The organism is Escherichia sp. GZ89 (genome assembly GCF_019366485.1).
Taxonomy (GTDB): Bacteria; Pseudomonadota; Gammaproteobacteria; order Enterobacterales; family Enterobacteriaceae; genus Escherichia; species Escherichia fergusonii.
On sequence record NZ_JAEOHX010000013.1, the window covers coordinates 54,812 to 67,645 of the forward strand.

Consider the following 12,834-nt stretch of genomic DNA (forward strand, 5'->3'; position numbering starts at 1 on the left):
TATGAGCGTAAAAGTTATCGTCACAGACATGGACGGTACTTTTCTTAACGACGCCAAAACGTACAACCAACCACGTTTTATGGCGCAGTATCAGGAACTTAAAAAGCGCGGCATTGAGTTCGTTGTCGCCAGCGGTAATCAGTATTACCAGCTTATTTCGTTCTTTCCTGAGCTAAAGGATGAGATCTCTTTTGTCGCGGAAAACGGCGCACTGGTTTACGAACATGGCAAGCAGTTATTCCACGGCGAATTGACCCGACATGAATCGCGGATTGTGATTGGCGAGTTGCTAAAAGATAAGCAACTCAATTTTGTCGCCTGCGGTCTGCAAAGTGCATATGTCAGCGAAAATGCCCCCGAAGCATTCGTCGCACTGATGGCAAAACACTACCATCGCCTGAAACCTGTAAAAGATTATCAAGAGATTGACGACGTACTGTTCAAGTTTTCGCTCAACCTGCCGGATGAACAAATCCCGTTAGTGATCGACAAACTGCACGTAGCACTCGATGGCATTATGAAGCCGGTTACCAGTGGTTTTGGCTTTATCGACCTGATTATTCCTGGCCTGCATAAAGCGAATGGTATTTCACGGTTACTGAAACGCTGGGATCTGTCACCGCAAAATGTGGTAGCGATTGGCGACAGCGGTAACGATGCAGAGATGCTGAAAATGGCACGTTATTCCTTTGCGATGGGCAATGCTGCGGAAAATATTAAACAAATCGCCCGTTATGCTACCGATGATAATAATCATGAAGGCGCACTGAATGTGATTCAGGCGGTGCTGGAAAATAAACCGCCTTTTACTCTTTGATAATTGCCAATTCAGTTCATTGAGAAAATGCACGTCATTATGCCGGATGCGGCGTGACCGCCTTATCCGGCCTATAAAATCATGCAAATTCAATATATTGCGATACACTGCCAGCCCTGATATGCGTAGCGCATCAGGCAATTTTGCATTTGTCATCAGTTTCAGTAGCCCTGACCATATCAGGGCTACTGACAATAACTTACTCGATCCCTTTACTACGCAGGTAATCTTCGTAATTACCGCTAAAGTCGATCACGCGTTCCGGGGTGATTTCCAGAATACGGGTCGCCAGGGAACTTACAAACTCACGGTCGTGAGAAACAAAGATCAGCGTACCCTGATACAGTTCCAGCGCCATGTTCAGCGACTCGATAGATTCCATATCCAGGTGGTTGGTCGGTTCGTCCATGATCAGAATATTCGGCTTCTGCATCATTAACTTACCAAACAGCATCCGCCCTTTTTCCCCACCGGAAAGCACTTTCGCTGGTTTTTTGATGTCGTCCTGGCTGAACAGCAAACGACCGAGAATGCTGCGTACCGCCTGCTCGTCATCGCCTTCCTGCTTCCACTGGCTCATCCATTCGAACACGGTCAGATCATTTTCAAACTCATATTCGTGGTCCTGAGCATAGTAACCAATGCGCGCGTTTTCAGACCATTTTACGGTGCCACTATCCGGTTGCAGATCGCCCACCAACGTTTTCAGCAGCGTTGATTTACCGACGCCGTTGGTACCCAATACCGCCAGTTTTTCGCCCACTTCCAGCAGCAGGTTGAGATTTTTAAACAGTGGACCGTTATCAAACCCTTTGGTCAGACCTTCCACTTCCAGCGCGTTACGGAACAGTTTCTTATCCTGCTCAAAACGGATGAACGGGTTCTGACGGCTGGAGGCTTTCACCTCTTCCAGTTTGATTTTATCAATCTGGCGCGCACGCGAAGTCGCCTGGCGAGATTTCGAGGCGTTGGCGCTAAAGCGGCTAACGAAAGATTGCAACTCAGCAATCTGCGCTTTCTTCTTGGCGTTATCAGCCAGCAGACGTTCACGCGCCTGAGTCGCCGCCGTCATGTACTCATCGTAGTTGCCTGGATAAACGCGCAGTTCGCCGTAATCCAGATCCGCCATGTGGGTACAAACCATGTTAAGGAAGTGACGGTCGTGCGAGATGATGATCATGGTGCTGTCACGCTCGTTCAGCACCTGTTCCAGCCAACGAATGGTGTCGATGTCGAGGTTGTTGGTCGGTTCGTCGAGCAGGAGTATGTCTGGATCAGCAAACAGCGCCTGCGCCAGCAGCACACGCAGCTTCCAGCCAGGAGCTACTTCACTCATCGGGCCGTAGTGCTGTTCCACTGGAATTCCCACGCCAAGCAACAGTTCACCGGCGCGAGCTTCCGCAGAGTAACCATCCATTTCGCCGTATTTTACTTCCAGATCGGCCACTTTATAACCGTCTTCTTCACTCATTTCCGGCAAAGCATAGATACGGTCGCGCTCCTGCTTCACTTCCCACAACTCTTTATGCCCCATGATCACCGTATCCAGCACGGTGAACTCTTCAAAGGCAAACTGATCCTGACGCAGCTTACCAATGCGCTCGTTGGGATCGAGGGAAACGTTACCCAACGTCGGCTCTAAGTCGCCGCCGAGGATCTTCATAAAGGTGGATTTACCACTACCGTTCGCGCCAATCAGGCCGTAACGGTTGCCGCCGCCAAATTTGACGGAAATGTTTTCAAACAACGGCTTACTGCCGAACTGCATGGTGACGTTACTGGAAACTAACACAGGCGTATCCTGAAAAGAGATATGACAAACCGCGTATTATGCCATAAGTCTGAAAGAAGATCCCGTCCCCCGCTTAAGGTCTACACTCTTCCCAAAGGCAAAAAATGTGATTTCGTACACATCTGATTTCACTGTGAGCAGGAATGAACTTATAATGCGCTTCCAATACTCTAATATTCTCAACCCAATGGCCTGCCAGGCACTAAATCTCGCATAACATGAACATGAAATTGAAAACGTTATTCGCAGCGGCCTTCGCTGTTGTCGGCTTTTGCAGTACCGCTTCTGCGGTAACTTATCCCCTGCCAACCGACGGGAGTCGCCTGGTTGGTCAGAATCAGGTCGTGACCATTCCGGAAGGTAACTCTCAGCCGCTGGAGTACTTTGCGACCGAGTACCAGATGGGCTTATCTAACATGATGGAAGCTAACCCAGGTGTGGATATCTTCCTGCCAAAAGGCGGTACAGTACTGAATATTCCTCAGCAACTGATCCTGCCAGATACCGTTCATGAAGGTATCGTCATCAACAGCGCAGAAATGCGTCTGTACTACTATCCGAAAGGCACCAACACCGTAATTGTGCTACCAATTGGTATTGGTCAGTTAGGTAAAGACACCCCAATCAACTGGACGACGAAGGTTGAACGTAAGAAAGCAGGCCCGACCTGGACGCCAACCGCCAAAATGCACGCAGAGTACCGCGCTGCGGGCGAACCGCTTCCGGCAGTCGTTCCGGCTGGCCCGGATAACCCGATGGGGCTTTATGCATTGTATATCGGTCGTCTGTATGCGATTCACGGCACCAACGCTAACTTCGGCATTGGCTTGCGTGTAAGTCACGGTTGTGTGCGTCTGCGTAATGAAGATATCAAGTTCCTGTTCGAGCAAGTTCCCGTTGGAACTCGCGTACAGTTTATTGATGAGCCAGTGAAAGCAACCACCGAACCAGACGGCAGCCGTTACATTGAAGTCCATAACCCGCTGTCTACCACGGAAGCGCAATTTGAAGGTCAGGAAATTGTGCCGATCAAGCTGACGAAGAGTGTACAGAGTGTCACCAGCCAGCCAGACGTCGATCAGGTTGTTCTGGATGAAGCGATTAAAAACCGTTCCGGGATGCCCGTTCGTCTGAATTAATCTTCACTGACTGAATGTAAAAGGCGGACTGATAATCCGCCTTTTTTATTTGCCAGCCCTTACCCAGCCTTGAGTAGAATCAACCCATATCCTACCAGAGCCGCCCACAGTAACATGGGTATCGAGTAAAGATGAAAACGCCACCAGATACGGCGATCATTCGCCATGCGTAACGCAATCAAGTTCGCCAGTGAGCCAGGCAGCAGGCCAAAACCGCCAACATTCACCGCCCAGGCCAGCAGCAACGACGGCGGTACATAGTTCAGCAGCAAAATAGTACCCGGCACGTTACTGATCACCTGCGATAAACCGATTGCCGTTAACCATAATCCGGGTTCGGATAAATGACTCACGTTACTCAAGACGCCCTGCAAAGCTGGCAGTTGGGTTAGTAAATGGACGTCGATAAACATCGCCATGAACACCAGCAGCAGCGTCCAGTCCACACTGAGCACCACGCGACGTGCCAGCAGCGCAAAGCCCGCCGCCACAATCACCAGTCCCCACAGCTCTTGTTTTAACTCCAGCGCCGTCAAAAAGACGATATACAGCCCCAGACAACTCCACACCAGCCGCGGTTTCCATTCTGGTGTTTGCGCCCCCGTATGGTATTGCAGCGCCTTTCCAGGGAAACAACACCAGCACAATGCCAACAAAGTCACCATCATCGCCCCCGCCAGCGGTGCCATTTGGGCAATAAACCCGGCAAACGAAAGGCCAGAACGTCCCCAGATAAGGATATTTTGTGGATTGCCAATCGGCGTCAGGAGCGATCCGGCGTTCACCGCCAGGGCCTCAAAAATAATCAGCCGATTCACCGGGATCTCACACAGTCTTTTGAGCGTGATCGTCAGCGGAACAACAATAAACAGCGCGACATCGTTGGTCAGAAAGGTAGAAAGCAGCGCCGCTGCCAGTACCATAAACATTGCCAGCCGACGCTCTGTGGCAAAGCGGCGCACCATTTTGCGACCCAGCACATCAAAATAGCCACTTAACTCCACGCCCTTGGTCAACAACATTAGCCCACTGAGAGTAATGATTGTGTGCCAGTCAATGGCGCCAGGCCAGGATTTTGGGGTAAAGGGAACAAAAAAACTTAGGCCAATACCAACAAGAACTAAAAGTTGAAAAAAATGATCGCGCTGAAGCGATCGTAAAAGAGGAAAACTCATTTTACGCCCTGCTGTTGAGTAAACAGACGGAACGCTTCAAGTGTTTCTGCACTGACATGATGTTCCATACCCTCAGCATCACGGCGGGCAATTTCCGGGCTGACACCAAGCACTAACAGAAAATTTTCTACAATCTGGTGGCGCTCACGGCTTTCTTGCGCCAGTTTCTCCCCTTCCGCCGTTAAGAACACCCCACGCCACGGGATCATTTCAATCAGATCCATTGATGCCAGACGCTTAAGCATTTTTGCAACGGTAGGTTGCGAAACACCAAGTCGGGCAGCCATATCCACTTGCCGCGCTTCACCAACTTCTCTGATCAAATCAGAAATCAACTCAACATAATCGTCGATAAGCTCACGACGATGCGCCTCCCGGACCTGGCGAAACCCTTCAACATGCTCTTCAACATTCACTAACTGCGTCACTTTTTTTGTTACTGGCGTACCTGCGCGACGACTCATTGTGCTTCCTCATTCTGGTGACGCATTTATGGCGTTCTCTTTAAGTGCGCACATTGTAAACCAGAGTTGTCCAGGCACAAAAATTTAACGTTTTAGCAATAGCTATATAATATAGCCTGTGCTATATCTGTATGTAACGCAATCATTCCGCAAGGATCGACGGGATTAGCAAGTCAGGAGGTCTTATGAACGAGTTCAAGAGGTGTATGCGCGTGTTCAGTCACTCTCCCTTTAAAGTACGGTTAATGCTGCTCTCCATGCTGTGCGATATGTTCAACAACAAACCGCAGCAAGATAAACCTTCCGATAAATAGCGGCGTCGCGGTACGCCGCTCCTCACGGCCAGGTTATTGACTGTCTTAAACTGTTGCTAATAGCCACACTTTTTATCGGTTTTGCTAACTTCTTCGCAAAAGATTTACTGCCAACAGTTGACCTTAACAGCGGCTCGCTCTATCTTTGCGCAGCCCTGCGTAATATGCGGCTCGCAGATGCGGACCCAATCCCCTCTTCACGCACTCTCAGCAGGTTTTGACCCTTGGCGCCAGGGTTAGCACATGGCGTTTTTGCGATACTGGCATATGAATTTAACTCTGAAAGAGTCTCTAATCTCCCGTCGCCGGGTTTTAAGCCCGTGGACCGGGTTTTACTTTTTGCAGTCTCTGTTAATTAACCTTGGGTTGGGCTATCCATTTAGTCTGCTATATACCGTTGCATTCACCGCTATTTTATTACTGCTCTGGCGGACAGTTCCTCGTTTGCAAAAAGGGGTGATCGGTATCTGCTCACTGGTCGCTGCTTGCTATTTTCCCTTTGCGCAGACCTACGGCGCACCAAACTTCAACACTCTGCTGGCGCTACATTCCACGAATATGGAAGAGTCCACCGAGATGCTGACCATTTTTCCGTGGTACAGCTACCTGATAGGTGTGTTTATTTTTGCCCTTGGGGTGATTGCCCTGCGTCGTAAAAAAGAAGCAGAAAAAGCACGCTGGAATAAATTCGACAGCCTGTGTCTGGTGTTTAGCGTGGCCGCTTTCTTTGTAGCGCCCTTGCAAAATTTGGCCTGGGGTGGCGTCTTTAAACTGAAAGATACAGGCTATCCGGTATTTCGTTTTGCTAAGGATGTCATCGTTAATAATAACGAGGTCATTGAAGAGCAGGAGCGGATGGCGAAACTTGCAGGCATGAAAGATAGCTGGACTGTTACTGCCGTCAAACCAAAATATCATACCTACGTGGTGGTCATTGGCGAGAGTGTCCGTCGTGATGCGCTTGGTGCCTTTGGCGGTCATTGGGATAACACGCCTTTCGCCAGTAGCGTTAACGGCTACTTGTTTACTGATTACGTCGCTGCCAGCGGCTCCACACAAAAATCTCTTGGTTTGACACTTAACCGTGTCGTCGATGGTAAACCACAATATCAGGACAACTTTGTCACTCTGGCGAACCGGGCAGGTTTCCAGACATGGTGGTTTTCCAACCAGGGGCAAATTGGTGAATATGACACCGCAATTGCCAGCATCGCCAAACGCGCGGATGAAGTCCATTTTCTGAAAAATGGCGATTTTGAAGCAGATAAAAATAGTCGTGATGAAGATTTACTGCAGATGACAGCACAAGTGCTGGCAACTGACCGCTCACAGCCGCAGCTGATTGTTCTGCATTTAATGGGCTCACACCCGCAAGCTTGTGACCGTACACAAGGAAAATATGAAACCTTTGTGCAGTCAAAAGAGACATCCTGCTATCTCTACAGTATTAAGCAAACAGATGATTTGCTTAAAAAAATCTACGATCAACTACGCAATAGTGGCGAGAGTTTCTCGATGGTCTATTTCTCCGACCACGGACTGGCGTTTAAAGAGCGTGGAAAAGAAGTACAGTATCTGGCCCATGACGATAAATTCCAGCAAAATTTTCAGGTGCCTTTTATGGTCCTTTCCAGTGATGATAAAGCGCATCGCAAAATCAAAGCCCGCCGTTCAGCGAATGATTTTCTGAGCTTTTTCTCGCAGTGGACGGGGATCAGTGCGAAAGAAATCCAGCCAAATTATCGTTTTATTTCTGAACACAATGCCGGACCGGTTTATATCACCAACTTCAAACTCGAGAAGGTGGACTATACTCACCTGGGCGCTGATATTTTCGATACCAAATCGTAATTCTGTTGATAGCTGTAAAAAAAATCCGCCCACAAGAGGCGGATTTTTTATATCACCGAAGTGATTATTAGAAACGGTAACCTACACCAGCAATCCAGGTGCCAACGTCAACGTTACGGATGCGGCTTTGTTCATAGGAGAAGTCCAGCGCAACGTTTTCGATTGGGTTGAACTGCAGACCAGCACCGTAGGAGAAACCGTAGTCGCTGGTGTCGTGTTTGTAGGTCGGGTAGTCAGTGGTCTGGAATTTACCGTAGCCAACACCCACTACACCATAGATGCTTGCCCAGTCGTTGATACGGTAAGCCGGACCAGCAGTGATGCCGTAGTACTGGGTTTTGTTGTAGTCACCAGAGTGTGCAGTGCGGCTTTTCTCGGTGTAAGTGAAAGAACCGATTACACCCAGCGGGCTGTTGTCTTCTTCGTAGCGGTATTTCAGGTTGAAACCGCCCATTTTGTTCATTTTGCCCTGAGCATCACTCTGAGCGTAACCGCCAGTTACGGTAGAAGTAGCAGCTACAGAAGTACCTGCGGTGAAAGCCAGAACTGCGGCCAGTGCTGAAAGACATGCAATTTTTTTCATAACCACCTCAAATGTGATTCAAATAAGTCCTAAGTTTTAAATATATCAAATATTGATGGGAAACTCTTTGCGATTTGCGCTGTCTAACGCGCCATTTCGTGTAACAGAACGTTTCCACAAGCTGTTAACCATTTAAATTTAAAGAAATTATCTCAATAAAAGCACCTTAAATACGTAATTACAATGGTGCATCATCCAGATTAATCCTAATCACGCAGCTTATTAATCCATCAACAAAAAGTCATTTTAGGAGATTTGGCAAAATTTTTTTCAACAAACACTCAACCGTCATCAGGTATTTCCATTAAACTCCCTGGCGATTATCACTACGAACATAAACAGGAGTAAGGATGCCAGGGTCAAAACGTAAGCTACCAGTCTGGTTACCCATTTTGATTTTGCTGGTGGCGATGAGCTCAATCCAGAGCGGAGCCTCATTGGCAAAATCGTTATTTCCACTGGTGGGTGCACCGGGTGTGACAGCTCTGCGCCTGGCGTTGGGCACACTTATCCTGATTGCCTTTTTTAAGCCCTGGCGACTGCGTTTCGCGAAGGAACAACGGCTGCCACTTCTCTTTTATGGCTTGTCACTGGGGGCAATGAACTATCTGTTTTATCTCGCCATTCAGACAGTGCCTCTGGGTATTGCCGTAGCGCTTGAGTTCACCGGCCCTCTGGCAGTAGCACTGTTTTCTTCTCGTCGCCCCGTTGACTTTATCTGGGTCGTATTGGCCGTTCTTGGCCTGTGGTTTTTATTACCATTGGGACAGGATGTATCGCATGTCGATCTCAAAGGTGCAGCTATGGCCCTGGGCGCAGGTGCTTGTTGGGCTATCTATATCCTTACCGGGCAACGCGCTGGCGCTGAGCATGGCCCGGCAACCGTGGCTATCGGGTCGTTGATAGCGGCAATGATCTTTGTACCAATTGGTGCCATTCAGGCCGGTGAAGCCCTCTGGCACTGGTCGGTGATTCCACTCGGCCTGGCAGTTGCCGTACTCTCAACGGCACTGCCTTACTCACTGGAGATGATTGCCCTTACCCGCCTGCCCACTCGTACCTTTGGTACGTTAATGAGTATGGAGCCTGCGCTGGCGGCAATTTCCGGAATGATCTTTTTGGGTGAAACACTGACGCTTGTGCAGTTGCTGGCACTTGGTGCCATCATAGCGGCGTCCATGGGATCGACACTGACGATGCGTCAGGCAAGCAAGATAAAAGAAATCGATGTCAATTAAATAACTTTTTCTGCATGGTTTGCATAACCATGCAGATATATTTCTCTTTATATACTCCACTATTTCCCGAGCAAGGCTCGCATATTTATGCAAGATAACCTGATTGTGACCAAATTAAGAATCATTCCCATAATTTTAATTTAACTTCTTGATATTGTTAACTTAACCATTTGCACGCCTGTATATTCTATTAATGTGATAGGAACAGACTGAATAGCGAAACATATAGCCGGTGCTATACTTAGTTTCGTTAATTACTGGGACATAACATCAAGAGGATATGAAATTATGAGTACCGCTAAATTAGTTAAATCAAAAGCGACCAATCTGCTTTATACCCGTAACGATGTCTCTGACAGCGAGAAAAAAGCGACAGTTGAGTTGCTGAATCGCCAGGTAATCCAGTTCATTGATCTCTCTTTGATCACCAAACAGGCGCACTGGAATATGCGTGGCGCTAACTTTATTGCTGTACACGAAATGCTGGATGGCTTCCGTACCGCACTGATCGATCATCTGGATACTATGGCTGAGCGCGCGGTACAACTGGGCGGCGTTGCCCTTGGTACTACTCAGGTTATCAACAGCAAAACTCCGCTGAAAAGCTACCCGCTGGACATCCATAACGTCCAGGATCACCTGAAAGAGCTGGCTGACCGTTACGCGATTGTCGCTAATGACGTGCGTAAAGCGATTGGCGAAGCGAAGGATGACGACACCGCCGATATCCTGACTGCCGCTTCCCGCGACCTGGATAAATTCCTGTGGTTCATTGAATCAAATATCGAATAAAACCGTCGCTAACGGATGAAGATTGTAGTGAGTAAGAATTGCGGCTTCCTGTTCAGGAGGCCGTTTTTTTACTGTCTCTCCTCTCAATGCACCTTTTTAGTGCATCTGTCCTCGCTTCACATCTGATAAAGTAAATTTTTTGTATCAACACCATCACACAATGGTTACATAAAGATTGTTTTTTCATCATCTTTTACGCTAAATAACCCTTGAGATTTTTGCAGGATTTTCATGCACCAGTATGGTGCCCTGCGATGGTGCATACCCGGCTGTTTGCCCCAATGATCGTGCATAACGCTCTAAAGGCATCCAGTAAAAACAAGAAGTTGTAAAACTGGCACGTTTTTTTCATAACGCTCAATGTCAATCAGGGGATCGTCCCGTGGATAGAAAAAAGGAAATGCTATGAAGTCTGTATTTAAAGTTTCACTGGCTGCACTTACCCTGGCTTTTGCGGTTTCTTCTCATGCCGCAGATAAAAAACTGGTTGTGGCGACGGACACCGCTTTTGTTCCGTTTGAATTTAAACAAGGCGACAAATACGTCGGCTTTGATGTGGATTTATGGGCGGCCATCGCCAAAGAACTAAAGCTGGATTATGAACTTAAACCGATGGATTTCAGCGGTATTATTCCGGCGCTGCAAACCAAAAACGTTGACCTGGCGCTGGCTGGTATCACCATTACCGACGAGCGTAAAAAAGCGATCGATTTCTCTGACGGCTACTACAAAAGCGGTCTGTTAGTGATGGTAAAAGCCAACAACAACGATGTAAAAAGCGTGAAAGATCTCGACGGAAAAGTAGTTGCAGTGAAGAGCGGCACAGGTTCTGTTGATTACGCAAAAGCAAATATCAAAACCAAAGATCTGCGTCAGTTCCCGAACATCGATAACGCCTATATGGAATTGGGCACTAACCGCGCGGACGCCGTACTTCACGACACACCAAACATTCTCTACTTCATCAAAACCGCAGGTAACGGGCAGTTCAAAGCTGTAGGTGACTCTCTGGAAGCACAGCAGTACGGCATTGCCTTCCCGAAAGGTAGCGACGAACTGCGTGACAAAGTCAACGGTGCGTTAAAAACTCTGCGCGAGAACGGTACTTACAACGAAATCTACAAAAAATGGTTCGGTACTGAACCGAAATAATAATGCTGTTTTGCAACGTCTTGCCCGGCAGCCGTTGTGCTGACCGGGCTTGTGAAAATTTGATTATTGACACCACGGTAACAGGAACAACCTATGCAGTTTGACTGGAGTGCCATCTGGCCTGCTATTCCGCTTCTGATTGAAGGCGCCAAAATGACCTTGTGGATTTCTGTCCTCGGTCTGGCTGGCGGCCTGGTGATTGGACTGCTGGCAGGCTTTGCACGCACCTTCGGTGGTTGGATAGCCAACCACATCGCGCTGGTCTTTATTGAAGTGATCCGCGGCACACCTATTGTTGTCCAGGTGATGTTTATCTACTTCGCCCTGCCGATGGCGTTTAACGACCTGCGTATCGATCCGTTTACGGCGGCGGTGGTCACTATCATGATCAACTCCGGCGCGTATATTGCGGAAATTACTCGTGGCGCAGTACTGTCGATCCATAAAGGTTTTCGTGAGGCGGGGCTGGCACTCGGGCTTTCCCGTTGGGAAACCATTCGCTACGTCATTTTACCGCTGGCACTGCGCCGTATGCTGCCGCCGCTGGGTAACCAGTGGATCATCAGCATTAAAGATACCTCGCTGTTTATTGTTATCGGCGTGGCGGAATTAACCCGTCAGGGGCAGGAAATTATTGCCGGTAACTTTCGCGCCCTTGAGATCTGGAGCGCCGTTGCGGTGTTCTATCTGATTATTACCCTGGTCCTGAGTTTTATTCTGCGTCGTCTTGAAAGAAGGATGAAAATCCTGTGATTGAATTTAAAAACGTCTCCAAGCACTTTGGTCCTACCCAGGTGCTACACAACATCGATTTAAACATAGCCCAGGGTGAAGTGGTGGTGATTATCGGGCCATCAGGTTCGGGGAAATCGACACTACTGCGCTGCATTAACAAACTGGAAGAAATTACCTCCGGCGACCTGATTGTTGATGGTCTGAAAGTGAATGATCCGAAAGTTGACGAGCGTCTGATTCGTCAGGAAGCGGGGATGGTGTTCCAGCAGTTTTATCTCTTCCCGCACCTGACGGCACTGGAAAACGTCATGTTTGGTCCGCTGCGCGTACGCGGGTCGAAAAAAGAAGATGCCGAAAAATTGGCACGCGACCTGTTGGCAAAAGTGGGGCTGGCAGAACGTGCTCACCACTACCCTTCTGAGCTTTCCGGGGGGCAGCAACAGCGTGTGGCTATCGCCCGTGCGCTGGCAGTAAAACCAAAAATGATGCTGTTTGATGAGCCAACATCTGCGCTTGACCCGGAGCTGCGCCATGAAGTTTTGAAAGTTATGCAGGATCTGGCTGAGGAAGGTATGACGATGGTCATCGTGACCCATGAAATCGGTTTTGCCGAGAAAGTAGCGTCCAGACTGATCTTTATCGACAAGGGCAGGATTGCTGAAGATGGTAACCCGCAAGTGTTGATTAAAAACCCGCCAAGCCAGCGTTTGCAGGAATTTTTACAACACGTCTCTTGATAAGACGTTAATGCTGCATCCGGTCAACACGCCAAACCCTCGCCA

Annotated in this window: 13 protein-coding genes; 9 read left to right on the forward strand and 4 right to left on the reverse strand. The window is 48.5% G+C overall.

What is annotated here, in order from left to right:
* The first annotated feature begins 1 nt into the window (after position 1).
* The gene (ybiV, locus tag K0335_RS18230; RefSeq protein ID WP_000114259.1) at positions 2–817 is read left to right on the forward strand and encodes a sugar-phosphatase YbiV; all 816 of its coding nucleotides are present in this window, start codon (positions 2–4) and stop codon (positions 815–817) included.
* Positions 818–1,016: 199 nt separating this feature from the next.
* Here the strand turns inward: ybiV and K0335_RS18235 are convergent, their stop codons facing one another.
* Positions 1,017–2,609 (reverse strand): ABC-F family ATPase, encoded by a 1,593-nt coding sequence (locus K0335_RS18235; RefSeq protein WP_000961458.1) that lies wholly within the window; start codon positions 2,607–2,609, stop codon positions 1,017–1,019.
* 218 nt (positions 2,610–2,827) lie between these two features.
* On the opposite strand from K0335_RS18235, the gene ldtB reads away from it, so the two are divergent.
* Positions 2,828–3,748: a L,D-transpeptidase gene (gene ldtB / locus K0335_RS18240; RefSeq protein ID WP_001056390.1), complete on the forward strand. Its 921-nt coding sequence runs from the start codon at positions 2,828–2,830 to the stop codon at positions 3,746–3,748.
* Positions 3,749–3,807: 59 nt separating this feature from the next.
* On the opposite strand, the gene K0335_RS18245 is transcribed toward ldtB, so the two are convergent.
* Positions 3,808–4,923, reverse strand: coding sequence for an anion transporter (locus tag K0335_RS18245; RefSeq protein WP_000009649.1), 1,116 nt, complete (start codon positions 4,921–4,923; stop codon positions 3,808–3,810).
* A complete protein-coding gene (gene mntR / locus K0335_RS18250; RefSeq protein ID WP_000091028.1) occupies positions 4,920–5,387 on the reverse strand; it encodes a manganese-binding transcriptional regulator MntR in 468 nt (155 codons plus the stop codon). Before mntR ends, K0335_RS18245 begins: the two co-directional genes overlap by 4 nt.
* A gap of 185 nt (positions 5,388–5,572) precedes the next feature.
* Here mntR and mntS point away from each other — a divergent pair, with 185 nt between their 5' ends.
* Together mntS and K0335_RS18260 are read left to right on the forward strand one after the other, a co-directional pair.
* Positions 5,573–5,701 (forward strand): manganase accumulation protein MntS, encoded by a 129-nt coding sequence (gene mntS / locus K0335_RS18255; RefSeq protein WP_015953298.1) that lies wholly within the window; start codon positions 5,573–5,575, stop codon positions 5,699–5,701.
* A 267-nt stretch (positions 5,702–5,968) separates the two neighbouring features.
* On the forward strand, positions 5,969–7,552 hold the full coding sequence (locus K0335_RS18260; protein ID WP_002431640.1) for a phosphoethanolamine transferase: 1,584 nt from the start codon (positions 5,969–5,971) through the stop codon (positions 7,550–7,552).
* 67 nt (positions 7,553–7,619) lie between these two features.
* On the opposite strand, the gene ompX is transcribed toward K0335_RS18260, so the two are convergent.
* The gene (ompX, locus tag K0335_RS18265) at positions 7,620–8,135 is read right to left on the reverse strand and encodes an outer membrane protein OmpX (RefSeq protein ID WP_002431641.1); all 516 of its coding nucleotides are present in this window, start codon (positions 8,133–8,135) and stop codon (positions 7,620–7,622) included.
* A 350-nt stretch (positions 8,136–8,485) separates the two neighbouring features.
* Here ompX and rhtA point away from each other — a divergent pair, with 350 nt between their 5' ends.
* The 5 genes from rhtA to glnQ all read left to right on the forward strand — a co-directional run bounded on the left by rhtA (position 8,486) and on the right by glnQ (position 12,789).
* Entirely contained in the window at positions 8,486–9,373 is an 888-nt protein-coding gene (rhtA, locus tag K0335_RS18270) for a threonine/homoserine exporter RhtA (RefSeq protein ID WP_104919499.1), read from the forward strand.
* A gap of 288 nt (positions 9,374–9,661) precedes the next feature.
* Complete coding sequence (gene dps, locus K0335_RS18275; protein ID WP_000100800.1) at positions 9,662–10,165, forward strand: DNA starvation/stationary phase protection protein Dps; 504 nt, start codon at positions 9,662–9,664, stop codon at positions 10,163–10,165.
* 405 nt (positions 10,166–10,570) lie between these two features.
* The gene (gene glnH, locus K0335_RS18280) at positions 10,571–11,317 is read left to right on the forward strand and encodes a glutamine ABC transporter substrate-binding protein GlnH (RefSeq protein ID WP_000843549.1); all 747 of its coding nucleotides are present in this window, start codon (positions 10,571–10,573) and stop codon (positions 11,315–11,317) included.
* Between the two features lie 93 nt (positions 11,318–11,410).
* Positions 11,411–12,070 (forward strand): glutamine ABC transporter permease GlnP, encoded by a 660-nt coding sequence (gene glnP, locus K0335_RS18285; RefSeq protein ID WP_001159057.1) that lies wholly within the window; start codon positions 11,411–11,413, stop codon positions 12,068–12,070.
* Positions 12,067–12,789: a glutamine ABC transporter ATP-binding protein GlnQ gene (gene glnQ / locus K0335_RS18290; protein ID WP_000569085.1), complete on the forward strand. Its 723-nt coding sequence runs from the start codon at positions 12,067–12,069 to the stop codon at positions 12,787–12,789. Before glnP ends, glnQ begins: the two co-directional genes overlap by 4 nt.
* Positions 12,790–12,834: the final 45 nt, after the last annotated feature.